Below are 25,223 nucleotides of genomic sequence, written 5' to 3' on the forward strand. Positions count from 1 at the left end.
TCTGGTCTTCAGGCATAACGGGATGGCGATGAAGAGACTCACCAATGAACTCAATGCGCTGGTTAATCGCGGTGTAGACCGGCATTTGCGCCTCGCGGTCACCGGGCTGAGCCGGAGCGGAAAAACCGCATTTATCACCGCGATGGTTAATCAGTTGCTCAATATCCATGCCGGTGCGCGGCTGCCGCTGCTTAGCGCAGTACGCGAGGAGCGCCTGCTCGGGGTGAAACGTGTCCCCCAGCGAGATTTTGGCATTCCTCGCTTTACCTACGATGAAGGGCTGGCCCAGCTGTATGGCGATCCGCCGACGTGGCCGACGCCCACCCGTGGGGTCAGCGAAATTCGCCTGGCGCTGCGCTATAAATCCAATGACTCTCTGCTACGTCACTTCAAAGAGACGTCGACGCTGTACCTGGAAATTGTCGATTATCCCGGCGAATGGCTGCTCGATCTACCGATGCTGGCGCAGGATTACCTGAGCTGGTCACGGCAAATGACCGGTCTGCTTACCGGGCAGCGAGCGGAATGGTCGGCGAAATGGCGACAGCTGACGCAAGGGCTGGATCCGCTGGCACCCGCCGATGAGAACCGCCTGGCCGACATTGCGGCAGCGTGGACGGACTATTTGCATCAATGTAAACAGCAGGGACTGCATTTCATCCAGCCGGGGCGGTTCGTCCTGCCTGGTGATATGGCCGGCGCGCCAGCGTTGCAGTTTTTCCCCTGGCCGGATGTGGACGCGTGGGGTGAATCAAAACTGGCTCAGGCAGACAAACAGACTAACGCCGGGATGCTGCGTGAACGCTTTAACTATTACTGCGAAAAGGTGGTGAAGGGGTTTTATAAGAACCATTTTCTGCGCTTCGATCGTCAGATTGTGCTGGTGGATTGCCTGCAACCGCTCAACAGCGGGCCGCAGGCGTTCAACGACATGCGTCTTGCCTTAACTCAACTGATGCAAAGTTTCCATTACGGTCAGCGTACGCTGTTCCGTCGGCTGTTTTCACCGGTGATCGACAAACTGCTGTTTGCTGCCACCAAAGCGGATCATGTGACGATCGATCAGCACGCCAATATGGTGTCGCTGCTGCAACAGTTGATTCAGGATGCCTGGCAGAACGCCGCGTTTGAAGGGATCAGCATGGATTGTCTGGGGTTGGCCTCCGTTCAGGCTACCACCAGCGGGCTGATTGACGTGAACGGTGAGAAGATCCCGGCGCTACGCGGGAATCGCTTAAGCGATGGCTCTCCGCTGACGGTCTACCCCGGTGAAGTGCCGGCACGTCTGCCGGGACAGGCGTTCTGGGACCGCCAGGGATTTCAGTTTGAAGCATTTCGACCGCAAAAAATGGACGTCGATAAGCCGCTGCCGCACATTCGCCTGGATGCCGCGCTGGAGTTTTTAATAGGAGATAAATTGCGATGAGCGAACCGATAAAACCGCGGATTGATTTCGCTGGTCCGCTTGACGTCGAGCAGAGCCCGGCTTTTAAAGCGCAACAAACGTTTAGCGAGACGCAAGCTCAGTCCTTTGCCCCGGCCACCGTTGATGAACCGCTGGAAGAAGAGGGACAAGCCGAAGCGGTGATTGACGCGGCGCTACGCCCTAAGCGCAGTCTGTGGCGCAAGATGGTAATGGGCGGCCTGGCGCTGTTCGGCGTAAGCGTGGTGGGACAAGGTGTTCAGTGGACAATGAACGCCTGGCAAACCCAGGACTGGGTGGCGCTCGGCGGTTGCGCGGCCGGGGCGCTGATTATTGGGGCGGGAGTCGGATCGGTGGCAACCGAATGGCGACGTCTGTGGCGTTTGCGTCAGCGTGCTCACGAGCGCGATGAAGCGCGTGACCTGCTGCACAGTTACGGTGCCGGCAAAGGACGGGCCTTCTGCGAGAAACTGGCCCAGCAGGCCGGAATCGACCAGTCGCATCCGGCGTTGCAGCGCTGGTATGCCTCGATCCACGAAACGCAGAACGATCGCGAAGTGGTCAGTCTTTACGCCCATCTGGTTCAGCCGGTGCTGGATGCTCAGGCGCGGCGAGAAATCAGCCGTTCGGCGGCGGAGTCGACGCTGATGATCGCAGTCAGTCCGCTGGCGCTGGTGGATATGGCATTTATTGCCTGGCGCAATTTGCGACTGATTAACCGCATCGCCACGCTGTACGGGATAGAGCTGGGCTATTACAGCCGTTTGCGTCTGTTCCGACTGGTGTTGCTCAACATCGCTTTTGCCGGAGCCAGCGAACTGGTGCGGGAAGTGGGGATGGACTGGATGTCGCAGGATCTCGCGGCGCGCCTGTCGACCCGAGCCGCACAGGGGATCGGCGCGGGGTTGTTAACCGCACGACTGGGGATCAAAGCGATGGAGCTTTGCCGCCCGTTGCCGTGGCTGGACGATGACAAACCGCGCTTGGGTGATTTCCGGCGTCAATTGATCGGGCAGCTCAAAGAGACGTTGCAGAAAAACGGATCCCCGCGAGAAAAGTAATCTAATCACAGGCGTTGATCGCGTAACTTTACGCCGAAACGCCTGTTTTTCCGTCATGCTGTCAATATTTGTTGACAGAATCCTTCCTGGTTCCCCATTCCTGGCTTATCATCATATCTATAGCTCATTATTCAGTTGAAGGTTCCCCCATGCGTCTGGAAGTCTTTTGTGAAGACCGACTTGGTCTGACTCGCGAATTACTTGATTTACTGGTGCTACGCAGCATCGATTTGCGCGGTATCGAGATTGACCCCATCGGGCGAATCTACCTTAACTTTGCTGAACTGGAGTTCACTAACTTCAGCAGTTTAATGGCGGAAATTCGCCGCATTGCAGGCGTCACCGATGTACGCACTGTGCCATGGATGCCATCAGAGCGGGAGCACCTCGCGCTTAGCGCGCTGCTTGAGGCACTGCCTGAACCTGTTCTGTCGCTGGATCTGAAAAGCAAGATTGAGATAGCGAACCCGGCAAGCTGCCAGCTGTTTGCGCTTAACCCGGAGCGGATGCGCAACCATACCGCTGCACAACTGATCAACGGTTTTAACTTCCAGCGCTGGCTGGAAGGCAATCCGCAGACGTCCCATAACGAACATGTGGTGATCAACGGGCAGAATTTCCTGATGGAAATCACGCCGGTTTATCTGCAAGGGGAAACTGACGAAACCATGCTCACCGGTGCGGTGGTCATGTTGCGTTCAACACTCCGGATGGGACGTCAGTTGCAGAATCTGGCAACCCAGGATGTCAGCGCTTTTAGCCAAATCATCGCCGTCAGCGGCAAAATGAAGCATGTTGTCGAACAGGCGCGCAAACTGGCGATGCTGAGTGCGCCGCTGTTGATTACCGGCGATACCGGCACCGGTAAAGATCTGTTTGCGTATGCCTGTCACCAGGCCAGCCCGCGCGCGGGCAAACCGTATCTGGCGCTCAACTGCGCGTCGATCCCTGAAGATGCGGTGGAAAGCGAACTGTTTGGTCATGCGCCAGAAGGCAAAAAAGGCTTCTTCGAGCAGGCAAACGGCGGTTCGGTGCTGCTTGATGAGATTGGTGAAATGTCGCCGCGCATGCAGACCAAGCTACTGCGGTTCCTCAATGACGGTACGTTTCGTCGGGTGGGGGAAGATCATGAGGTACATGTCGATGTGCGCGTGATCTGTGCGACGCAAAAGAATCTCGTTGAACTGGTGCAAAAAGGGCTGTTTCGCGAAGATCTCTATTATCGCCTTAACGTGCTGACGCTGAATCTGCCGCCGCTGCGCGATTGTCCACAGGACATCATGCCGCTGACTGAACTGTTTGTGGCGCGTTTCGCCGATGAGCAGGGCGTGCCGCGTCCTAAACTGGCTGCCGATCTCAGTACGGTATTGACCCGTTACGGCTGGCCCGGCAATGTGCGTCAACTGAAAAACGCCATCTACCGGGCGCTGACGCAGCTTGAAGGTTACGAACTGCGACCGCAGGATATTTTGCTGCCTGACTACGATGCGACGACGGTTGCGGTAGGTGAAGATGCGATGGAGGGGTCGCTGGATGATATCACCAGCCGTTTTGAGCGCTCAGTGTTAACCCAGCTTTACCGCAGTTATCCCAGTACCCGCAAGCTGGCGAAACGCCTGGGGGTATCCCATACCGCGATTGCGAATAAGCTGCGTGAATATGGCCTGAATCAGAAGAAGGGCGAAGAGTAAAAAAATGCCTCCGAAATGGAGGCATTTTTGTATGACGGGGACCTTACGCTTTCAGGACTTCCAGCGCAGCGGCATAGTCAGGTTCGTTGGTAATTTCATTCACCAGTTGACTGAAGATGACGTTGTCATTTTCATCCAGAACGACGACCGCACGCGCAGCCAGACCTTTCAGCGGGCCTTCGGTGATTTCAACGCCGTAGTTTTTCAGGAATTCAGCGTTACGCAGCGTGGACAGCGTGATAACGTTGCTCAGACCTTCAGCGCCGCAGAAGCGGGACTGGGCAAACGGCAGATCGGCAGAAACACACAGCACCACGGTGTTGTCGATTTCGGTGGCCAGTTGGTTAAACTTACGTACCGATGCCGCGCAAACGCCGGTATCGATGCTCGGGAAAATGTTCAGGACTTTGCGTTTGCCAGCAAACTGGCTCAGTGCGACGTCAGACAGATCTTTTGCCACGAGGGTAAAAGGCTGCGCTTTGCTACCCGCTTGAGGAATGGAGTTGGCGACTGCAACCGGGTTGCCCTGGAAATGAACGGTTTGTGACATGGTTATCTTCCTGTTTACATATAGTTAACGTCACAGCTAGTTTATGCCAACAGCCGATAACACGGCAAACGCTATTTCGGTGAAGCGCACAAACCACCACGTCATTGCTTAAGGAGAAAAAATGCGTTCTGTGAAGGTATACGAGGAAGCCTGGCCGTTACATACCCCTTTTGTGATTGCCCGAGGCAGCCGCAGTGAGGCGCGTGTCGTGGTGGTTGAACTGGAAGAAGAGGGTGTGAAAGGGATTGGTGAGTGCACGCCCTATCCGCGTTACGGGGAAAGCGATGCCTCCGTAATGGCACAGATCATGAGCATTGTCCCGCAACTGGAAAAGGGGTTGACCCGGGAAGCGCTGCAAAAACTGCTCCCGGCAGGTGCGGCACGCAACGCGGTTGACTGTGCGCTGTGGGATCTCCAGGCACGCCAGCAGCAACAAACGCTGACGGAAACCCTTAACGTGGCGTTGCCGACGACAATTGCCACCGCACAGACCGTCGTGATTGGTAGCCCGGAACAAATGGCGGCCAGCGCAGCGGCGCTATGGGAAGCCGGAGCCAGGCTGCTGAAGGTGAAGCTGGACGATCGACTGATCAGCGAACGTATGGTGGCGATTCGGTCGGCAGTACCGGAGGCGACCTTAATTGTCGATGCCAATGAGTCCTGGCGGGCGGAAGGGCTGGCGGCGCGCTGCCAGCTGTTAGCCGATTTGGGTGTCGCGATGCTGGAACAACCGCTTCCGGCGCAGGATGATGCTGCGCTGGAAAATTTTATCCATCCGCTGCCGATCTGCGCCGATGAGAGCTGTCATACCCGTAGCAGCCTGAAAGCGCTGCATGGGCGTTATGAAATGGTCAATATCAAGCTGGACAAAACCGGCGGACTGACCGAGGCGCTGGCGCTGGCTACCGATGCCCGCGAACAAGGATTTGCCCTGATGCTGGGCTGCATGCTTTGCACGTCACGGGCCATTTCTGCCGCATTACCGCTGACGCCGCAGGTCAGCTTTGCCGATCTTGATGGTCCTACCTGGCTGGCGGTCGATGTGGAGCCTGCATTGCACTTTACGACCGGACAACTGCATCTTTAGGATGCCAGCGCAGAAGCGTGGACATCGCCTGGAGATATTTCTCGCTGGCCTCATCTGATGAGATCGGCGGGAATTCCGCTGTGATGCAGTGTAAATTCAGATCCGCACACCAACTGCCGAAAGAGCCGGGCGTTTCGTAACCAACGCTTGTCACCAGCGGTAGTTCGAACGCTTGCGCCAGCCATTCACCGAGCTCGCTGCTTTTGGGATCTTCAATACAGGCCAGTGGGTCATGGAAAGAAACCACCCACGCGGGGTGAATGCGGTGAATGAGCTGACATAACGCCTGAGTTTCCGGTTCCGAACCGGGATGATCCCCTGTTAACAGCACCACGTCACGCGTTTCCGCAGCGCTGTTCCAGCGATAAACCGTCTCGCCGGCTTTCCAGTTTGCTGACGGAAAATTGCGATTAAGGTCGACGCCGTTAGCGTTCGCACGCAAACCGAGCTGACAGCCGTCCGGGTTCACTGCGAGGATCACATGGTGGCGGCGCAGTGAAGGCGTCAGCGTGCGCAGTGCGCAGGAGAGCGTGACCACCGATGCATTTTCGTCACCATGCGTTCCCGCGATAATCAAGCCACTGTCACGACTGGCGACGGCTGCCGGAAACCAGATCAGCGGTGCGCCCAACAGTGAACGACCATAATGTTCAGTTCCTGGCGGGAAGGCGCCGCGTTCGGCGCGAGGGCGGGTAACGGTCATAAGCGTCTCTGAATTCAGGGATTATTACTCGCAGTGTTGTGCAAATTGGGTCGATAATCAAATCGTTTTCGCATGGACGGATTTTTAGTCGTAATATCAATTTTCTGCAGGAAGATGTTTGCATTTCCTTCAGGCGAAACAAATAATTACGCCATCGTGAATAAGCCGGATTGAGGGGACTCTATGAAGCACGCTGTTTCAGTAACCTGTTGTGCGCTGTTGGTTAGCAGCATTTCTCTGTCATATGCTGCGGATGTTCCCAGCGGAACGGTACTGGCAGAGAAGCAGGAGCTGGTTCGCCATATAAAAGATGAACCGGCGACGCTTGATCCGGCAAAAGCGGTTGGCCTGCCGGAAATTCAGGTTATTCGCGATCTGTTTGAAGGACTGGTGAACCAGAACGAGAAGGGTGAAATCGTACCTGGCGTCGCCACGCAATGGAAAAGCAACGACAATCGCATCTGGACGTTTACGCTGCGGGATAATGCGCGTTGGTCTGATGGTACGCCGGTGACCGCCCAGGATTTTGTCTATAGCTGGCAACGCCTGGTGGATCCGAAAACGCTGTCGCCCTTTGCATGGTTTGCCGCGCTGGCAGGGGTCAATAACGCCCAGGCGATCATTGATGGCAAAGTGACGCCCGATAAGCTCGGTGTGACCGCCATTGATGCCCGCACCCTGAGAGTGCAACTGGATAAGCCGCTGCCGTGGTTCGCCAACCTCACCGCCAGTTTTGCGTTCTATCCGGTGCAAAATGCCAACGTGGCAAGCGGTAAAGACTGGACCAAACCGGGCAACCTGGTGGGGAATGGCGCCTACGTGTTGCAGGATCGCGTGGTGAATGAAAAGCTGGTGGTGGTGCCGAATACGCAGTACTGGGATAACGGAAAAACGGTGCTGCAAAAAGTGACTTTCCTGCCGATTAATCAAGAGTCATCGGCCACTAAACGTTACCTGGCGGGTGATATTGATATCACCGAATCATTCCCGAAAAATATGTACCAGAAGCTGTTAAAGGACATTCCAGGGCAGGTTTATACGCCACCGCAGTTGGGAACCTATTACTACGCCTTTAACACGCAAAAAGGGCCAACGGCGGATTCCCGCGTGCGTCTGGCGCTGAGCATGACCATTGACCGTCGCATTATGGCGGAGAAAGTGTTGGGTACCGGGGAAAAACCGGCCTGGCACTTTACGCCGGACGTCACTGCCGGTTTTACGCCTGAACCGTCTCCGTTCGAACAGATGAGTCAGGAAGAGCTGAATGCCCAGGCGAAAACGCTGTTGCGTGCGGCGGGATACGGTCCGCAGAAACCGCTTAACCTGACGCTGTTATACAACACCTCTGAGAACCACCAGAAAATCGCCATCGCGGTGGCCTCGATGTGGAAGAAAAACTTAGGTGTGGATGTGAAGCTGCAAAACCAGGAGTGGAAAACTTACATCGACAGCCGTAATACCGGGAATTTCGATGTGATTCGTGCTTCCTGGGTGGGGGATTACAACGAGCCTTCGACCTTCCTGTCGCTACTGACGTCGACGCACTCAGGCAATATTTCCCGTTTTAACAACCCGGCGTATGACAAAATCATCACTCAGGCGACGATGGAAAACACGGATAAAGCGCGTAATGCGGACTACAATGCGGCGGAAAAAATCCTCATGGAGCAGGCACCCATTGCGCCAATTTATCAGTACACCAACGGGCGCTTAATCAAACCGTGGCTGAAAGGGTACCCGATCATGAACCCGGAAGATGTGGCCTACAGCCGGACCATGTATATCATCAAGCACTAACCCTCCGTCAGCGGGCGCGGAAACGCGCCTGCCGTTCACACCGTATAAATGCGGATATCATGTTCGCGAAACGCCTCGCAATACGCCTTGCTGATATTCGCTTCAACTACCATGACATCGATCTCACTGCTCTGGGCGACGACATAGCGAGCCACCGCCGGGATCTTGTCCGCCGTCAGCGCGACAATGGTCTCATTACACTGTCGGATCACTGCGCGTTTGAATTCACAATCGGCGTAATCAAACCCGGTCAGACCGGATTCCGGCGCCATCGCACAGCCGCCGATAAACCCCTGGTCGAATAACATCCCCTGAACCTGCGCAATCGCCGAAGCGCCGACGCAACCACCAGAAGAGCGCTGCAGCTGACCGCCGAGCATGATGACGTCATACAGGGGCTTTTTTAACAGTACGGCAGCGATTTCCGGCGAGTTGGTCACCACGGTCAGAGACAGTTCTGCCGGAAGCGCCTCCGCCATCGCCAGGTTGGTCGTACCGGTGTCGATAAAAATACAGCTACCGGATTTGACCAGTCGTGCACATTTTTGCGCGATGCTGCTCTTTTGGTCGGGCTTCTTGGTTTTGCGAATGGAATAGTCACCCGCTTCCGGCAGCATCATGACCGCGCCGCCATACACCTTCTTGCAGATGCCTTCCTTGCTGAGTTCATGGAGATCGCGGCGAATCGTGTGCTCCGAGACGTTCAGCCGGGAGGCGAGGTCACTGCATACCACGCGCCCATTCTCCTGCAGGATCTGCTGAATCAGGGCTTGTCGTTGTTCCGGGAAAGCTGCATAATCGAGCATAATAAATCCTGAAAACCATATCATCGAGCAATATAGCGCATGATCGGGCAAAACGGTCAGTGCTGTCAACATTCTGACGGGTTGAAACGAGGTGAAACATGAAAATCGCACATATGGCGTTATGGACCACAGAACTGGAAGCGCAGGCGCGCTTCTGGACCGGTTTTTTTGGCGGGACGCTTAATGAGAAATACATCAGCAAGAACAACCCCGGATTTGAGTCTTATTTTGTGCGCATCGGTGATGATATTGCGATTGAACTGATGACGAAACCCGCCCTGCGCCCGGATAACCAGACGACCGGGTGGGTGCATCTGGCAATCGCGGTTGGCAGTGCTAAAAAAGTGGATGCGCTGGCAAAAAAAGCACGGGCGCTGGGGATCCTGGTTTCACCACCGCGCACGACCGGGGACGGTTATTATGAAGCGGTCATCAAAGACCCGGACGGGAATTTCATCGAAATTGTTGAATGAACAGAAAATAACGCATTGTCTGAGTAAGGAGCCTCAGATAAATATGTCCTGAGGCTATCACGAGTCGGGCAGGAGCGTCTTACATTAACCCTGACTGCTATTATTGAGATAGAGTGTCTGGCTCGGGAAGGCGAAATCAGCGCCATGGCTCTGCACGATATCAATAATGTTAAGATAAACCTGTTGTTGAACCGCTAACCACTCTTCCCAGACCGTTGTTCGGGTAAAACAATACACCATAATATTTAATGAAGAGTCACCAAAGCCATTAAAATAGACCAGCAGCGTTTGTTGCTGATCGATATCGGCATGGGTTTGTAGCATTTGTCGAATAGCATTGACGATCGTGCCCACTTTGCTGGCATCTTCGTAACGTAACCCGACAACCGTGTTGATTCGACGGTTACTCATCCGACCGGGATTCTCTACGCTAATCGAGGAAAACACAGAGTTTGGAACGTATAACGGACGGTGATCAAAGGTGGTGATTTTAGTCATCCGCCAGCCAATTTCCGCCACGGTGCCTTCGATATTGCGATCCGGGGAACGTACCCAGTCGCCGATACTGAAGGGGCGATCGAAATAAAGCATAATGCCGGAAAAGAAGTTACTCAGGATATCTTTCCCTGCCATGCCCACGGCGATGCCGCCGATGCCGCCAAAGGTGAGTAACCCCGACAGGCTCATGCCGAAGTGTTCACCATAAAGCAAAATAATGACGACAATGAGGGCGATTTTGATAATCCGCGATAAAATTCGCGCGCTGGTGACGTCTCGCCCTTTTTTAATTTGCGATTTTTCAAACTGATTAATCACCAGAAACAATTTAATAGTCAGAATCAGGGCGATCAACGACGTACAGACAAAGTCGATAATACTGGATGAAACCGCGCTGATGTTATAATGGCTAATAACGGTGTTAGCGATTCGCCCTAATGTACCGATAATCAGCGCATAAATAAGAAACTGAGCCGTATGGAAGACAAACCCTTTCTTGCGTTTATGTGCATGACGAAAGAAAACATTCATCAGAATTAAGCTAAAGACGCTACTCAAAATAACCGTCAGATTGAAGACGTTTTTTACGAACAGCTCTGCAAACATATTTATCCCCGGCTTTCCGCTGCCACTGACATAACAAAAAATAAACTGCAACTCATTAATGGTACTCAGGATAAACATTCAAGTCATCAATAAAAAGGGGGAATAAATAGCGCTTTTAGCGTTTTTACGCAAAGGCGCTTTCAATGTGACGGATTTGTCAGGGGAACTGATGCAGACTTTTTCATATTGTCATGGTATTGTTGCGCTAAGGTAACAAAAGTTTGGTGACAGAAGGACACTATGATGATAATGGAAAAGCTGAAGACGGCGAAGGGCAAAAAGTTTCTGCTCTGCCTGCTGGGTGTGTTTATTATTGCCGCATCGGTTGTCACGCGCGCCACGATCGGTGGGGTGATTGAACAGTATGATATTCCGCTTTCTGACTGGACGACGTCGATGTATGTCATTCAGTCATCAATGATTTTCGTCTATAGCCTGGTTTTCACTGTGCTGCTGGCCATCCCGTTAGGAATTTATTTCCTCGGCGGTGAGGACAAGCATTAAAAGAAAAGGCCCAAATCATTGGGCCTTTCGTTTTTTACACAACGCGTTAGTCGTCTTCCTCGTCGTCAAGCTCAACGGGCGTCTGGTACTGGTCGGGTTTGATGACCAGCAGGTCACAACGCAAATGGTCGATGACCTGTTCTGCTGTATTCCCCAGGAAGGCAGCGGAAATGCCCGTGCGGCCCACTGTACCCAGAACCACAATCCCCGCCTGCAGATGTTCCGCCAAATCGGGGATTACCTCCTCCGGTAATCCTTTCTCAACGTGTGTGACTTTCTCGTCGATACTGAATTTTTGCCGCAGCGCTTTCATTGCCAGCAGGTGCTGACCGCGAATCGCATCGTTGTAGACGCTGGGATCAAATTCCGGCAGTTCAATCGCGATGTTGATCGGCGTGACAGGGTAGGCCCCGACCAGATGCACCTCTGTATGGTTGACCTGTTCGGCGAGTTGCAGCGTCTCTTTTACCAGCTTCTCATTCAGCGCATTATGGTAGGGTTCTTCACTGGCCAGGTTTACCGCCACCAGCGCTTTACCGCCTTCCGGCCAGGGTTGATCTTTCACCATCCACACCGGACTTGGGCATTTACGCAGCAGATGCCAGTCGGTAGGAGTGAAGATCACTGCTTCCAGTCGGTCATGCTGGTGCGCCATTTTCAGCACCAGATCGTGTCCGCCGCTGATCACTTCCTGAATAATGGCTTCAAAAGGACGGTTGTGCCAGACCACTTTAATTTCAACAGGAACGCCTGCTTCAATGTAGTATTTTGCTTGTTCGCGTATCCACGCCGTCCGCTGACTAATGACGCCCTGACGCATTGCCGTACGCTCATCAGGCGACAGCAGGGTGGTCATCTCGTAGGAAAAGTCATAGATCGGCAAAAAGGCTTTAATTTTGCCACCAATCCGTTGATGCAAATAAACCGCACGCCGTAACGCAGGTTGATCGTCCTGATTCGGATCGATAACCACCAGCATGTTTTGATACATAGCCATACAGGGTCTCCTTACAACTGTCATCGCAGTTTGTAACTAAAAGAGTAACCCAAGAATGTGAATTGAAACAGGGAAGAACCTTCTGTCAGATCAATAAATCAGGAAAATTTAACGATTCGACAGAAGGGTTTCAGAAGGGTTGCGGAAAGATTAAGCAACGTTGCGGGTGTGTCCGGCGAGAACCGCCAGCGCATCACTGTTTTCGATAGTGATGTATTTCCCTTTCACCGCCAGCATTCCGCTTTTCTGGAAACGACCCAACAAACGGCTGATTGTTTCAACAGTCAGGCCCAGGTAGTTACCGATATCGCCACGGGTCATGGTCAGACGGAATTCACGTGGAGAGAAGCCACGCTGCGCAAAGCGACGAGACAGGTTATAGATAAATGCCGCCAGACGCTCTTCCGCGTTTTTCTTCGACAGCAACAGGATCATATCCTGGTCACCTTTGATCTCACCACTCATCAGACGCATCATCTGCTGACGCAGATTAGGCATTTTGCCGGACAGATCATCAAGAGTCTCAAACGGGATTTCACAGACCATTGAGGTTTCCAGTGCCTGCGCAAAACTCGGATGATGGCCGCTACCAATCGCGTCGAAACCAACCAGGTCGCCCGCGAGATGGAAGCCGGTGATTTGCTCATCGCCTTGTTCAGTAATGGTATAGCTCTTGATCGTACCGGAACGAATGGCATAGAGCGATTTCAGCTCATCACCCGCTTTAAACAGCGTCTGGCCTTTCTGGATCGGCTTTTTACGCTCGATAATATTATCAAGCTGATCAAGCTCATGCTCGTTAAGTGTGAACGGGATGCAAAGCTGGCTGATACTGCAATCCTGGCAATGGATAGCACAACCGCCAGACTGAATGCGCCGTATAATTCGCTTTTCCGGGATCATAGGTCTGCTCAAGCCGTAATTGATATTTGTCAATTTTAACATCTTTTTGGAGAGCACGTAAGTCTGAGGTCACCCCAATAGCGGATAATTCCGACATGTGTGAATAAAATATTTCTATCCCTTTGAAAAACCTTACTTTCCCTGTGGCGTCTTTACGTAAAAGTGTGAGCAAGAAGGCACGAATTGCCTGGATACTACAGCAACAGGTAACCTTCATGGCGCAACAACCACTCTTTCCGCTGCACGCCACCGGCGTAACCGGTCATGGTGCCGTTACGTCCGATCACGCGGTGGCAGGGCACCACGATGCTGATCGGATTTGAACCGTTCGCCGCGCCAACCGCTCGCGCTGCGCCAGGGCGTCCCAGTTGCTCAGCCAACTGACCGTAGTGCATCACCTGACCACAAGGAATAGTGCGTAAGGTTTGCCAGACTTCCCGCTGAAAAGGGGTGCCGCCGGTGGCGGTTGGCAGCGTATCGATCGCGCTGAGGTTACCGGCAAAATAGTCGGCAAGTTTGTCGCACAGACCGCCCGGATTGGTCGCACTAATACGGGTATAACCTTGTGCGCGGTAATGAATATCCAGCAGTTGCACCATGCGTTCACTGTACTGTTCCCACTCGATAGCGCGAAGTTTGAACTGCTCGTCGCAAATGACCCAAAGTGGGCCCAGCGGGGTCATCATTTTCTCTTCCAGTAGTGTCAGCATCGGTTGCCTCGTTGGCATGCAGTCGGTGGGGCATCAACGTATCATGGTCACTGCCAGCAGTGCTATACCCCTGATTTGGGATAAAAAAATAGAGCCTGTCTACATCCGCCAGACTCTACAGTACACACAGCAGTTTATCCTTCATCTATGCCCGTTATTTTTCCTGGTGGCGGGTAATGTCTTATAGCAAGAACCGTTTAACTATGCCAGCAAACTGGAGTGATTGATTTCACGAAAATCTAAGGTAAATCAACCAGATTAAACGGCACTGCTGCACTGTTTTACTCTGAGTAAAACCAGCGTTAATTAGTAAAGCAAAGGTATGTGACACGTGGATGTTTACTGGAAGCATCTGTAAACCGTTGTCGCCCTCCAGGGGGACGGCTATGATAGTAGCTGCCTTTAAAAAGCGGGAGGACACAGCATGAATCTTGACGACAAATCGTTATTTCTTGACGCCATGGAGGATGTTCAGCCGCTGAAACGTTGCGCCGACGTACACTGGCAGCCCGTGCGCAATGTGCGGACCCCGCAACGTATTGATACACTCCAGCTTGATAATTTTCTCACCACCGGTTTTCTGGAGATCGTCCCGCTGGCGCAACCTTTAGAGTTTCGCCGTGAGGGGCTGCAACAGGGCGTACTCGATAAGCTGCGTACGGGGAAATACAGCCAGCAGGCGAGCCTCAATCTGTTGCGTCAGCCGGTGGAAGCCTGTCGTCAACAGCTGTACAGCTTTCTGCTCCAGTCGTTACGCGATGGACTGCGCAATGTGCTGATCATTCACGGTAAAGGGCGAGACGATAACTCACATGCCAACATCGTGCGCAGCTATCTGGCACGCTGGTTGACCGAATTCGACGAGGTTCAGGCCTACTGCACGGCGCTGCCACATCACGGCGGCAGCGGAGCGTGCTATGTGGCGTTGCGTAAATCCGCACAGGCGAAGCAGGAAAACTGGGAACGTCACGCCAAGCGCAGCCGTTAATGCAGTAAAAGCGACAACTCCTGCGCGGCTTTTTGCAGCTCGGGCAGTACGCGGCTGCGCAGCTCGTCCGCCGTCACCTGTCCGGCATGTACACCCACATTCAGCGCCGCCTGGACCTGACCCTGGCTGTTCATCAGCGGCACAGCAATGGACCGCAGCCCCATTTCCAGTTCCTGATCGTTGAGCGCATAGCCCTGCTGCCGGACTCTCTTCAGTTCGGCGCGCAGGGCGGGGACGGAATCCACAGTCTGCGAGGTGTAGCGGATCATGGTGATGCGCCCGAGCATGTCGTTCAGCTTGTCCTCAGAAAGATGGCTAAGCAAAACGCGTCCCATTGAGGTGGACCACGCGGGCAGCCGACTGCCGATGTCCAGATCGATGGTCATAATGCGTGAGCTGGAGGCGCGGGCGATATACAAAATATCGTCACCGTCGAGGGTGGCGATGGAACAGGATTCATTGAGCATTTCACTCAGATGTTTCAGAACCGGTTGAGTGGCGCGAGCCAGCGGAGTGGAGGCCAGATAGGCATGTCCCAGTGCCAGGATCCGCGGACGCAGTTCGAAATTTTTCCCATCTTCGGCATAAACGAAACCCAGTTTTCCCAGCGTATACAGACAGCGTCTGACTGCCGCGCGCGGGATCCCGGTTTTCTGGCTAATCTGCGATATCGACATAACCCGTCGCTGCGGCGTGAACGCCTGAATCACCTCCAGCCCGCGTGCCAGTGATGCCATATAGTTTGGATCGCCCTTAAACGGATCGGTCTCGTTGTTCAGTCGGTCATCAGGATGTTTTTCCACTGTTTTCCTCTCGTTGTTCGCCACGGATCACATTCTTCGTACAAACATAAACGATGTTCGATTATCGCACCATATTTCGATTATCGCCCTTGCCTGACTTCGTTAAGTGGGTCACATTTTGTGCGAACAACGCAAAAATGTGCGAAATCCGCACCACAAGGAGCGAGCTGATGATTGATAAAAGTGTGCCTTCGCTGGAGGAGGCCATCGCCGGGATCCCGGACGGTGCGACCATCATGATTGGTGGTTTTGGTACGGCCGGACAACCCACCACATTGATTGATGCGCTCATCGCGCAGGGGGCTCGCGACCTTACCATCATCAATAACAATGCGGGTAACGGTGAAGTCGGTCTGGCGGCACTGTTGAAGGCCAGACGCGTACGCAAAATGATCTGCTCTTTTCCGCGTCAGGTGGATTCACAGATTTTCGATGACCTGTATCGCCGTGGCGAGGTTGAACTGGAGCTGGTACCCCAGGGGAATCTGGCGGCGCGCATTCAGGCTGCCGGTGCTGGCCTGGGGGCTATCTATACGCCAACAGGCTACGGTACGCCGCTGGCTGAAGGCAAAGAAACCCGCCACATCGAAGGGAAAAACTATGTGCTCGAATACCCGATTAACGCCGATTTTGCCCTGATAAAGGCGCATCAGGCCGATCGCTGGGGGAATCTGGTGTACCGCAAAGCGGCACGAAACTTTGGTCCGATCATGGCGACCGCCGCGCAAACCACGGTGGTGGAGGTGAATCAGATTGTCCCTCTCGGCGAGCTTGATCCCGAGCACGTCATCACGCCGGGGATTTTTGTCCAGCGCGTATTTTCTCTGGAAAACCTCACCCACGCCACGCTGCGCGCCTAAGGAGTAAACGATGAAGAAATTATCCCGTGACGAAATGGCCAGACGCGTAGCGCAGGATATCCCGGAAGGGGCATACGTCAATCTGGGGATTGGTTTACCAACCCGTATCGCCAACTACCTGCCTGCGGAAAAAGAGATTTTCCTGCACAGTGAAAATGGCCTGCTCGGGATGGGGCCAAAACCGGCGGAAGGGGAAGAAGATCCGGAGCTGATTAATGCCGGGAAAGAGTACGTCACGCTGTTGCAGGGCGGTTGCTATTTCCACCATGGTGACTCCTTCGCCATGATGCGCGGCGGGCACCTGGATATCTGCGTGCTGGGGGCGTATCAGGTCTCAGCCTCCGGGGATCTCGCCAACTGGAGCACCGGCGCGCCGGACGCCATTCCCGCCGTGGGCGGCGCGATGGATCTGGCGATCGGCGCGCGTCAGGTATTTGTGATGATGGACCATCTGACCCGCGACGGCGAGTGCAAACTGGTTGAACACTGTACCTATCCCTTAACCGGCATGGGCTGCGTCAGCCGCATTTATACCGACCTGGCGGTGATCGACATTACCGATTCGGGACCGGTTGTCCGGGAAATTTTCAATGGTCTGTCTTTTGAGGAACTGCAACGTCTGACGCCGGTGACTCTGAGCTGTGAACCGCTGGCGCAAAGCGCATAAGGAACTATGATGAATCAGGCATTTATCTGCGATGCAGTGCGCACACCGTTTGGTCGATTCGGCGGAACGCTGGCGAACATCAGGGCCGACGATCTGGCCGCTATTCCACTGAAAGCACTGCTTGAACGCAACCCAGGCCTTGATCCTGCGGCGATCGATGACGTGATTTACGGCTGTGCGAATCAGGCGGGAGAAGATAACCGCAACGTGGCGCGGATGGCGCTGCTGCTGGCCGGGTTGCCGGAAAGCGTCCCGGGCAGTACGGTAAACCGTCTGTGTGGTTCCAGCCTCGATGCCATTGGTATTGCCGCGAGAGCGATTAAAAGCGGCGAAACACAGCTGATGATCGCCGGTGGCGTGGAGAGCATGTCACGTGCGCCGTTTGTGATGGGCAAAGCGGAAAATGCGTTCAGCCGCAACATGAAAATCGAAGACACTACGATTGGCTGGCGCTTCATCAACGCGCAAATGAAAGCACGCTATGGCGTGGATTCTATGCCGGAAACGGCGGAAAACGTGGCGCAGGAGTTTGGCATAACGCGCGCCGATCAGGATGCGTTTGCGCTGCGCAGCCAGTTGAGAACCGCTGCCGCTCAGGAGCAGGGGCTATTTGCACAAGAGTTAATTTCAGTGACAGTGTCACAAAAAAGAGGCGAGCCGCTGCTTTTTGGCAAAGATGAACATCCGCGTGCGACATCGATGGAGGCGCTCGCCAGGCTGAAAGGGGTCGTCCGTCCTGACGGTACCGTGTCGGCGGGCAATGCGTCTGGCGTTAACGACGGTGCCTGTGCGCTCCTCATCGCCAGCGAGCAGGCGATGGCACAGCAAAGTCTACACCCGCTGGCGCGGATTGTCGGCGTGGCAACTGCCGGCGTCGCCCCGCGAATTATGGGGTTTGGCCCGGCGCCAGCGGTCCGTAAAGTACTGGCGCAGACGGGCTTAACGCTTGGCCAGATGGATGTTATCGAGCTTAACGAGGCGTTTGCCGCGCAGGCACTGGCGGTGATGCGTGATTTGGGGTTACCCGATGATGCCGCGCAGGTGAATCCTAACGGCGGTGCGATTGCCCTCGGTCACCCGTTGGGGGCATCAGGTGGGCGTCTGGCGATGACCGCCGCTTACCAGTTGCAGCGTACCGGCGGACGCTATGCACTCTGTACCATGTGCATTGGCGTCGGCCAGGGGATCGCATTGATTATTGAACGTGTGTAAGGAGCAGGAATGACCTTGTTAACCCCGTTGATGCGCGGAACGGCGCTCACGGCAGAATTTTCAGACATCCAGCTTCTTCAGGGGATGCTCGATTTTGAGGCCGCGCTTGCCCGTGCGCAGGCGGCCTGCGGCGTGATACCGGCAACGGCTGTCGGGCCTATCACCCAGGCTTGTCATGCGCAGGAGTTTGATCGACAAGCACTGGCAGAATCGGCGCGGGCGGCGGGCAATCTGGCCATTCCGTTGGTGCAACACTTAACCGCGCGGGTGAAGCGTGAGGATCCTGACGCCGCACGTTACGTACACTGGGGGGCAACCAGCCAGGATGTGATCGATACCGGACTGGTCCTGCAATTGCGAGTGGCGCTCAATCACACGCAATGTGCGCTGAGTCAATTGACGGCGGTCTTTGCTCAGCAGGCGCATCGCTATCAGCATACCGTCATGCCGGGTCGCACCTGGATGCAGCAGGCGCTGCCGGTGACCTGGGGGCTAAAACTGGCCGGTACGCTTGATGCGCTGCTGCGCTGGCAGGAACGCCTGCAATCGCTGTTGCCGCGTGTGCTGGTGCTGCAGTTTGGCGGTGCGGCGGGAACGCTGGCGTCACTTGGGCAGAACGCGCTACCGGTGGCAGAGCGACTCGCGCAGGAACTGGCGTTGACGTTGCCAGATACGCCCTGGCATACCCAGCGCGATCGGCTGCTGGAAGTGGGGGCATGGTACGCCGGTGTCGGCGGTACTCTCGGTAAGTTTGCTCAGGACTTCGCGCTGCTGATGCAGACCGAAGTGGCGGAAGTGAGCGAACCCGCCGTCGCGGGTCGGGGCGGATCGTCGGCGATGCCGCACAAGCGAAATCCGGTGAGCTGCGCGGCGATCCTCACTGCCATGCAGAAAACGCCGGGACTGATGGCCACACTCTACAACAGTCAGTTACAGCAGCATGAACGTGCGCTCGGCGGCTGGCAGGCAGAATGGGAAGTTCTGCCGGAGATCGTCATGCTGGTCGGGCACGCAATTGAGGAAACCCAATCGCTCGTCCTGAATATGCAGGTCTTCCCGCAAAAGATGCGTGACAATCTGGATATCACTCAGGGCCTGATGATGGCGGAATCGGTCACGCTGGCATTGGCGGCGTTTATCGGCAAGCAGGATGCCCATCATCTGATTGAAAGGCTGTGCCATCGCGCGGTGACAAGCGGTCATTCCCTGCATTCGATACTCGTTGAGGAGCCGCAGGTGATGGCCCATCTTAATGAATCTCAACTGGTGGCGTTACTGGACCCAGGCACGGCAACGGGCTGCGCGGCGCAGTTTGTGCAACGCGTGCTTGCACGTTATGAGGAACAACAGCATGGAACTGAATTACCAGATTGATGGCCCGGACGACGCGCCGGTGGTAGTGCTATCCAATTCTCTCGGTACGACGCTTGCGATGTGGGCGCCACAGCTTGCGGCGCTGAGCGCGCAATATCGAGTGCTGCGTTATGACACCCACGGACATGGCGGAACGAACAATGTGGGGCCAACCGATCTCGCCCGGCTGGGGCAGGATGTGATTGCGTTACTCGATCACCTGGATATCCCGGCAGCGCATTTTTGCGGGATCTCAATGGGAGGACTCACCGGGCTGTGGCTGGCCTGTCATCAGCCGCAACGATTGCTGAGCGTAACAGTGATTAACAGCGCTGCGCGTATAGGCGACGAGGCGAGTTGGCGCGCCCGCGCGCAAAGCGTTCGTCAGAATGGACTGCGCGAGATTGCCGCCAGCGCCCCGGAACGCTGGTTCAGCCCTGCTTTTCGTCAGTCGGCACCGCAAACGGTCGCCGCATTGTGTGAGCAACTCGCCGCGTCGTCAGCCGAAGGGTACGCCGCCTGCTGTGAAGCGCTGGCAACGGCCGATTTGCGTGAGCAAATTGCCGGGATCACACGGCCAGTGCTGCTGATTGCCGGTGAAAATGACCCCGTCACCACGGTGGACGACGCTCAGTTTATGCACCAGCGTATTGCCGGTTCGGTACTGGCTGTGGTGAAGGCGTCCCATTTATCCACTATTGAAGCGCCGGGTGCGGTGAACGCGGCGTTGTTATCGTTTCTGGGAGGACAATATGCAGGATGAAGAACGTTATCAGCAGGGAATGGCCGTACGCAGGGCGGTTCTGGGCGATGCGCATGTTGACAGGACGGTGGAAAACCTGACGCCGCTGAATGAAGAATTTCAACACTTTATTACCCGTTATGCCTGGGGCGATATCTGGAGCCGCCCCGGACTGGATCGGCATACGCGCAGTATGATAACCATTGCGATGCTGATTGCGTTAAACCGCGAAGCGGAGCTAAAAATGCATCTCAATGCCGCGTTCAACAACGGCGTGACGCGTGAGGAGTTGAAAGAGCTGATCATGCATTCGGCACTTTATTGCGGTCTGCCCGCCGCCAATGCGACATTGCATCTGGCACAGCAAGTTTTTGACCAGCGCGACGCCGACGGGAAGTAAATCAGGCCCCCGGCGGCGGTGCGTGTCGTCGGGGACGCTGTTTCTCAGGCGGCCAGTACCCGGTTTCTGCCATCATTTTTGGCCCGGTAAAGCGCAGCATCCATCCGCTTAAACAGTTCATCGATACTTTCGTTCGGTTCGCGGTGGGCCACGCCAATGCTCACGGTAAAGCGCGGTAGGCCGGGAAGCCCGATTTTCGCGACCGACGCGCGGATGGATTCGGCTAACTGCAACGCGGTCTCCAGCGGCGTGCGCGGTAACAACAGGACAAACTCCTCGCCGCCCCAGCGAAACACTAAATCCCCTTTGCGTGCGCAGGACTCCAGGTTTCGCGCCAGCTCGCAGAGAACCTCATCGCCTTTCAGGTGACCATACAGGTCATTAATGCTTTTAAACCGATCGGTATCAATGAGCAGCAGGCTGTAGTCCTGGGCCAGGGTGAGATGCTGCATCTGCCCCTGTTCGGTCAGTTGATAGAACTGGCGGCGATTGAGCAATCCAGTAAGTGCGTCATGCAGGGCGGCGCGCTCCAGTTCCTGTTCAAGACGTTTCTGCTCGGTAATATCGTGAATGATGCACAACATCAGTCTGTCGCCGTAGATTTCAATCGGCCCGGCATAGGTTTGCACATGGCGGGTGGTGCCATCGGCAATTTTATGGACAAAATTCAGCGGCTTATGCCCACCCGGCAGTCGCGCAATTTCATGCATAACAGGCAGAATCTGGCGACCCAACATATTGATTTCCCATGTGTGTTTTTGGCACATCGCCTCCAGGCTGTAGCCGTAGAAATTGAGCGCCGCTAGGTTGGCGTCGACAATCAGACCATCTCTTGACGGATCGATCAGCAGCATCGGGGCGGAGTTCGTGAGAAAAAATCGGGCATAAAATCCCTGTTTTTTACGCTGATAGGTGGCAGACCGGCTGGCTTTCAACCCCTGTACCGCCGGGATATCAATGCCTTCGAACAGAATGACTTCACCGGTTCCTGGCAGATCGTTAATCGATAACCGACAGGTGAGTGCGGCCTGATGATTTTCACGAGGCACCGTCAGAATCTCGACAATATCCCGCTGGCGGCGAAGATCGGTAATATAGTTCGGCAACGTATTCTGCGCATGGGTGGAATACACCCCTTTACGCAGCTGGCTGAAGGTGTACCCTTGCATCACCTCTCTGGCGATACGATTGGCAAAAACTAATTCTTCGGTACAGGGGGAGACGATCCAGACCGGCTGTGTTAATAAATCCAGTGCATTCAGGTTGTGCGCAATCATCAGTAATCCTGTTCTTTTTATTAATTATTGTGCGACCATGCCGATGAAATGCATTGACCAGATCCCCATACCAAGCGTAATACCGCCCGATAAGCGCCAGAATGCCGATTCTCGCCGCACAGAAATAGCCACTTTACACGCGCACGCTGTCGAGGGAGACAAATGCAGCGATGAACGCAACAAGAAACGAGATGCTGATTCAAACGGGCGCCCATGATACGTGCAACATCTGGCTTTCCATCGAATGTCTGTCGTGCAGTTAAATTTAGCAGGGATTCATCCATTCGCATGAGAAATGAAAGGTCAGCTACTGGAATTTTTGCCCACCTCATTAACGTCCAGAGGCGAAAAGCGGCAAGAGCACGAGTGCGCTTATTAACACGTTATGAAATCTAATCATTTAAGCCAGATTAAACGTTCATCAATGATGAGTGTCGTATCACTTAATTGTTAAGCAGTAGAATCGCTTGGGAGGGTAAGGGAAAGCGGCCTCACCTCATGATGAACAATAAGCATAAGGTAAACTTAATCGGCAATATCCTTCTTTAAGGTAAATTTTATGGATCTCTGCGTGAAGTTTGGACAGAGAGCGGAACGAGAAGAATATATGCTTTTCTGATGCTATATAAATATGACCTGCCATATTAACCTCTAACAGGTTTAAAATGTTAAAACACATTAGCGTCAGAACATTTATTATCGTATTTCTACTATTTACCTTTGGCCTGATTAACACTGTGCAAATAATGTACTCGGTCAGGCTACCGGTTATTATTTCAATGAACGTGATTTTTTTGTTGGCGCTATTCGCCTTATGGTGCTACATGACAATATATCTTGTCACGCCCATTAATACCGTAAAGAAAAGTATTGAACAGGTGACAGCGGGAAATCTCGCCGTTTATATTCCCGAATTTGGTAATAACTGTGCCGGGAGACTGATTCCGGGTATCAACAGCTTATCCGGCAGTATCGCGACGCTGGTACGTGAGATCCGACTTTCCTCGAAGACGGCGCTGTTGTTGTCAGAGCAACTGGCCGCCCGTAGCGCTGAATTATCCGTAAAAACGGAGCAGCAGTCTGCCTCTTTAATCCAGACGGCGGCCAGCATGGAACAGATGGCCGCCAGTACGCGTAACAACGCTGACCACACGCGACTCGCTAACCAGCAGGCCAATAGCGCGATGCAATGTGCATACAAAGGCAGCGAATTAATGGTTCAGGTTGCCAGCAACATGCATTCGATTACGACTTGTACCCAGCAAATGACAGAAATAATTACCCTGATTGATGATATTGCGTTTCAGACCAATATTCTGGCCCTGAATGCCGCAGTCGAAGCGGCGCGCGCCGGTGAGCAGGGAAAAGGATTTTCCGTGGTGGCGACGGAGGTGCGAAATCTGGCGCACAGAAGTGCCGAAGCCGCAAAAAATATTCGGGGGCTTATCGACGTCACCCATCAAAATGTGCAGCAAGGCGCAACGGTTGTGGGCGAGACAGAAAAGAATATGCAGGAAATCGTCCAGGGCGCTGGGCAGTTAAGTCAGTTGATGCATGAAATATCAACCACCACGGCGGAACAGGAAAAAGGAATAAATCAGATAACCCAGGCAATGAATGAACTGGAAAAAGTTACTCAAAGTAACGCGTTGATGGTGGATGAATTATCCGGATCGTCGGATGTACTGAAATCACAGGTTGTCGATCTCCAGTCGAAAACCCATCAGTTCCGTTTAAGTGATGCAACAGAAGCGATTTCTCCCTCAGCGCACAAGCGCTACGCTCGCGGGTTTTCATAAGCCCTGATAACACATTGGGAGAATGAGTGGTTGCTTAACATACGTCGACAGCTAGACTAACCAGAAAAGCGCGAAGTATGGGAGGCAAAATGGAAGCCATTAAAGGGTCTCAAGTTAGTGTGCCGGATGCAGTATTTGCCTGGTTGCTGGATGGCAAGGGCGGTGTAAAACCGCTGGAAGATGATGATGTGATCAGCCGTGAGCATCCGTGCTGGCTGCATCTGAACTACACGCATCCGGACAGCGCGCAATGGCTGGCGACGACGCCGCTACTGCCGAATAATGTCAGGGATGCGCTGGCGGGAGAAAGCCTTCGTCCACGCGTCAGCCGTCTGGGTGAAGGGACGCTTATTACGCTGCGCTGTATCAATGGCAGCACGGATGAGCGTCCGGACCAACTGGTGGCGATGCGTCTGTATATGGATGAACGGCTGATTGTCTCCACGCGTCAGCGGAAGGTGCTGGCGCTCGACGATGTCGTCAGCGATCTCCAGGAAGGCACCGGGCCAGTTGACTGCGGCGGTTGGCTGGTGGACGTATGCGATGCGCTGACCGATCACGCCAGTGAATTTATCGAACAGTTACACGATAAAATCATCGATCTTGAAGACAATCTGCTCGATCAGCAAATCCCGCCGCGCGGCTTCCTCGCGTTATTACGAAAACAATTGATTGTGATGCGCCGCTATATGGCGCCGCAGCGCGATGTCTATTCGCGACTGGCTAGCGAGCGTCTGGCGTGGATGACGGACGATCAGCGACGCCGGATGCAAGATATTGCCGACCGACTGGGCAGGGGGCTGGATGAAATTGATGCCTGTATCGCCCGCACGGGCGTTATGGCGGATGAAATTGCCCAGGTAATGCAGGAGTCGCTGGCAAGACGTACCTATACCATGTCATTGATGGCGATGGTTTTCCTTCCCAGCACGTTTCTGACCGGACTGTTCGGCGTCAATCTCGGCGGCATACCCGGTGGAGGGTGGCAATTTGGCTTTTCACTCTTTTGTATTCTGTTAGTGGTTCTGATTGGTGGTGTTACTTTATGGTTGCATCGTAGTAAATGGTTGTAAAAACGGGTGTTTTAAGAGATTTCTCTGCCTAAAAACGGCTTTAAGATTGAGCGAAGTCAATAAATAGCACGCCTGTTCGGGGCAATATCACTCTTGCAGGTGAATGCAACGTCAAGCGATGGGCGTTGCGCTCCATATTGTCTTACTTCCTTTTTTGAATTACTGCATAGCACAATTGATTCGTACGACGCCGACTTAAATAAGTCGGCTTTTTTTTGCCTGTACGTTTTCAGCGACTAC

25 protein-coding genes and 1 pseudogene are annotated in these 25,223 nt (G+C 54.1%); 16 read left to right on the forward strand and 10 right to left on the reverse strand.

Annotated features, from left to right (window positions below; translation table 11 throughout):
• Positions 1-28: 28 nt before the first annotated feature.
• From OGW13_RS04605 to tyrR, 3 genes are all read left to right on the forward strand, one after another.
• Complete coding sequence (locus tag OGW13_RS04605; protein WP_043001924.1) at positions 29-1,426, forward strand: YcjX family GTP-binding protein; 1,398 nt, start codon at positions 29-31, stop codon at positions 1,424-1,426.
• On the forward strand, positions 1,423-2,484 hold the full coding sequence (locus OGW13_RS04610; RefSeq protein WP_287115753.1) for a YcjF family protein: 1,062 nt from the start codon (positions 1,423-1,425) through the stop codon (positions 2,482-2,484). Before OGW13_RS04605 ends, OGW13_RS04610 begins: the two co-directional genes overlap by 4 nt.
• Before the next feature lie 149 nt (positions 2,485-2,633).
• Positions 2,634-4,175: a transcriptional regulator TyrR gene (gene tyrR, locus OGW13_RS04615; RefSeq protein WP_043000570.1), complete on the forward strand. Its 1,542-nt coding sequence runs from the start codon at positions 2,634-2,636 to the stop codon at positions 4,173-4,175.
• A gap of 43 nt (positions 4,176-4,218) precedes the next feature.
• On the opposite strand, the gene tpx is transcribed toward tyrR, so the two are convergent.
• A complete protein-coding gene (tpx, locus tag OGW13_RS04620) occupies positions 4,219-4,725 on the reverse strand; it encodes a thiol peroxidase (protein WP_043000571.1) in 507 nt (168 codons plus the stop codon).
• Positions 4,726-4,846: 121 nt separating this feature from the next.
• Between tpx and ycjG the strand changes: the two genes are divergently transcribed.
• Complete coding sequence (gene ycjG / locus OGW13_RS04625; RefSeq protein ID WP_043000572.1) at positions 4,847-5,812, forward strand: L-Ala-D/L-Glu epimerase; 966 nt, start codon at positions 4,847-4,849, stop codon at positions 5,810-5,812.
• On the opposite strand, the gene mpaA is transcribed toward ycjG, so the two are convergent.
• Positions 5,787-6,515, reverse strand: a complete 729-nt coding sequence (mpaA, locus tag OGW13_RS04630; RefSeq protein ID WP_043000573.1) for a murein tripeptide amidase MpaA — start codon at positions 6,513-6,515, stop codon at positions 5,787-5,789. The two genes, ycjG and mpaA, sit on opposite strands and share 26 nt — an antisense overlap.
• Positions 6,516-6,698: 183 nt before the next feature.
• Here mpaA and OGW13_RS04635 point away from each other — a divergent pair, with 183 nt between their 5' ends.
• Positions 6,699-8,312, forward strand: a complete 1,614-nt coding sequence (locus OGW13_RS04635; protein WP_043000574.1) for a peptide ABC transporter substrate-binding protein — start codon at positions 6,699-6,701, stop codon at positions 8,310-8,312.
• Positions 8,313-8,347: 35 nt separating this feature from the next.
• Here OGW13_RS04635 and OGW13_RS04640 read toward each other — a convergent pair whose 3' ends face one another.
• Positions 8,348-9,118 (reverse strand): DeoR/GlpR family DNA-binding transcription regulator, encoded by a 771-nt coding sequence (locus tag OGW13_RS04640; RefSeq protein WP_043000575.1) that lies wholly within the window; start codon positions 9,116-9,118, stop codon positions 8,348-8,350.
• A gap of 98 nt (positions 9,119-9,216) precedes the next feature.
• On the opposite strand from OGW13_RS04640, the gene OGW13_RS04645 reads away from it, so the two are divergent.
• Positions 9,217-9,591: a VOC family protein gene (locus OGW13_RS04645; RefSeq protein ID WP_287115755.1), complete on the forward strand. Its 375-nt coding sequence runs from the start codon at positions 9,217-9,219 to the stop codon at positions 9,589-9,591.
• 84 nt (positions 9,592-9,675) lie between these two features.
• On the opposite strand, the gene OGW13_RS04650 is transcribed toward OGW13_RS04645, so the two are convergent.
• The gene (locus OGW13_RS04650) at positions 9,676-10,695 is read right to left on the reverse strand and encodes a mechanosensitive ion channel family protein (protein ID WP_061070678.1); all 1,020 of its coding nucleotides are present in this window, start codon (positions 10,693-10,695) and stop codon (positions 9,676-9,678) included.
• 243 nt (positions 10,696-10,938) lie between these two features.
• Between OGW13_RS04650 and OGW13_RS04655 the strand changes: the two genes are divergently transcribed.
• The gene (locus tag OGW13_RS04655; protein WP_043001925.1) at positions 10,939-11,199 is read left to right on the forward strand and encodes a DUF2534 family protein; all 261 of its coding nucleotides are present in this window, start codon (positions 10,939-10,941) and stop codon (positions 11,197-11,199) included.
• 46 nt (positions 11,200-11,245) lie between these two features.
• On the opposite strand, the gene uspE is transcribed toward OGW13_RS04655, so the two are convergent.
• The 3 genes from uspE to ogt form a co-directional block, all read right to left on the reverse strand.
• On the reverse strand, positions 11,246-12,196 hold the full coding sequence (gene uspE, locus OGW13_RS04660; protein ID WP_043000578.1) for a universal stress protein UspE: 951 nt from the start codon (positions 12,194-12,196) through the stop codon (positions 11,246-11,248).
• Positions 12,197-12,346: 150 nt separating this feature from the next.
• Positions 12,347-13,099: a fumarate/nitrate reduction transcriptional regulator Fnr gene (gene fnr / locus OGW13_RS04665; protein WP_003020397.1), complete on the reverse strand. Its 753-nt coding sequence runs from the start codon at positions 13,097-13,099 to the stop codon at positions 12,347-12,349.
• A 194-nt stretch (positions 13,100-13,293) separates the two neighbouring features.
• Positions 13,294-13,809 (reverse strand): methylated-DNA--[protein]-cysteine S-methyltransferase, encoded by a 516-nt coding sequence (gene ogt, locus OGW13_RS04670; RefSeq protein WP_044327245.1) that lies wholly within the window; start codon positions 13,807-13,809, stop codon positions 13,294-13,296.
• A gap of 424 nt (positions 13,810-14,233) precedes the next feature.
• Between ogt and smrA the strand changes: the two genes are divergently transcribed.
• The gene (smrA, locus tag OGW13_RS04675; RefSeq protein WP_043000580.1) at positions 14,234-14,797 is read left to right on the forward strand and encodes a DNA endonuclease SmrA; all 564 of its coding nucleotides are present in this window, start codon (positions 14,234-14,236) and stop codon (positions 14,795-14,797) included.
• Here smrA and OGW13_RS04680 read toward each other — a convergent pair.
• Positions 14,794-15,600 (reverse strand): IclR family transcriptional regulator domain-containing protein, encoded by an 807-nt coding sequence (locus OGW13_RS04680; RefSeq protein ID WP_043000581.1) that lies wholly within the window; start codon positions 15,598-15,600, stop codon positions 14,794-14,796. The two genes, smrA and OGW13_RS04680, sit on opposite strands and share 4 nt — an antisense overlap.
• 170 nt (positions 15,601-15,770) lie before the next feature.
• Here OGW13_RS04680 and OGW13_RS04685 point away from each other — a divergent pair, with 170 nt between their 5' ends.
• The 6 genes from OGW13_RS04685 to pcaC are packed head-to-tail and all read left to right on the forward strand — an operon-like array spanning position 15,771 to position 20,834.
• A complete protein-coding gene (locus OGW13_RS04685; RefSeq protein WP_287115756.1) occupies positions 15,771-16,460 on the forward strand; it encodes a 3-oxoacid CoA-transferase subunit A in 690 nt (229 codons plus the stop codon).
• A 10-nt stretch (positions 16,461-16,470) separates the two neighbouring features.
• Positions 16,471-17,127, forward strand: coding sequence for a 3-oxoacid CoA-transferase subunit B (locus OGW13_RS04690; RefSeq protein ID WP_043000583.1), 657 nt, complete (start codon positions 16,471-16,473; stop codon positions 17,125-17,127).
• A gap of 9 nt (positions 17,128-17,136) precedes the next feature.
• The gene (pcaF, locus tag OGW13_RS04695; RefSeq protein ID WP_287115773.1) at positions 17,137-18,339 is read left to right on the forward strand and encodes a 3-oxoadipyl-CoA thiolase; all 1,203 of its coding nucleotides are present in this window, start codon (positions 17,137-17,139) and stop codon (positions 18,337-18,339) included.
• A gap of 9 nt (positions 18,340-18,348) precedes the next feature.
• Positions 18,349-19,713, forward strand: coding sequence for a 3-carboxy-cis,cis-muconate cycloisomerase (locus OGW13_RS04700; RefSeq protein WP_287115757.1), 1,365 nt, complete (start codon positions 18,349-18,351; stop codon positions 19,711-19,713).
• Positions 19,691-20,455, forward strand: a complete 765-nt coding sequence (pcaD, locus tag OGW13_RS04705; RefSeq protein WP_044267145.1) for a 3-oxoadipate enol-lactonase — start codon at positions 19,691-19,693, stop codon at positions 20,453-20,455. The genes OGW13_RS04700 and pcaD overlap by 23 nt, the downstream gene beginning before the upstream one ends.
• Positions 20,445-20,834 carry a 4-carboxymuconolactone decarboxylase gene (gene pcaC / locus OGW13_RS04710; RefSeq protein WP_043000587.1) on the forward strand — a complete coding sequence of 130 codons (390 nt, stop codon included), beginning with the start codon at positions 20,445-20,447 and terminating at the stop codon, positions 20,832-20,834. Before pcaD ends, pcaC begins: the two co-directional genes overlap by 11 nt.
• Positions 20,835-20,878: 44 nt before the next feature.
• Here the strand turns inward: pcaC and OGW13_RS04715 are convergent, their stop codons facing one another.
• Both OGW13_RS04715 and OGW13_RS04720 read right to left on the reverse strand, forming a co-directional pair.
• Positions 20,879-22,111, reverse strand: a complete 1,233-nt coding sequence (locus tag OGW13_RS04715; protein ID WP_099433042.1) for a sensor domain-containing diguanylate cyclase — start codon at positions 22,109-22,111, stop codon at positions 20,879-20,881.
• Between the two features lie 30 nt (positions 22,112-22,141).
• Positions 22,142-22,310: pseudogene (locus OGW13_RS04720) on the reverse strand (hypothetical protein); the annotation flags it as partial.
• A gap of 466 nt (positions 22,311-22,776) precedes the next feature.
• Between OGW13_RS04720 and OGW13_RS04725 the strand changes: the two are divergent.
• A complete protein-coding gene (locus tag OGW13_RS04725; protein ID WP_043000589.1) occupies positions 22,777-23,910 on the forward strand; it encodes a methyl-accepting chemotaxis protein in 1,134 nt (377 codons plus the stop codon).
• An 89-nt stretch (positions 23,911-23,999) separates the two neighbouring features.
• A complete protein-coding gene (zntB, locus tag OGW13_RS04730) occupies positions 24,000-24,983 on the forward strand; it encodes a zinc transporter ZntB (RefSeq protein ID WP_043000590.1) in 984 nt (327 codons plus the stop codon).
• Positions 24,984-25,223: the final 240 nt, after the last annotated feature.

It is taken from the genome of Citrobacter sp. Ca225, assembly GCF_030337175.1.
In the GTDB taxonomy this organism is placed as follows: Bacteria; Pseudomonadota; Gammaproteobacteria; order Enterobacterales; family Enterobacteriaceae; genus Citrobacter_A; species Citrobacter_A amalonaticus.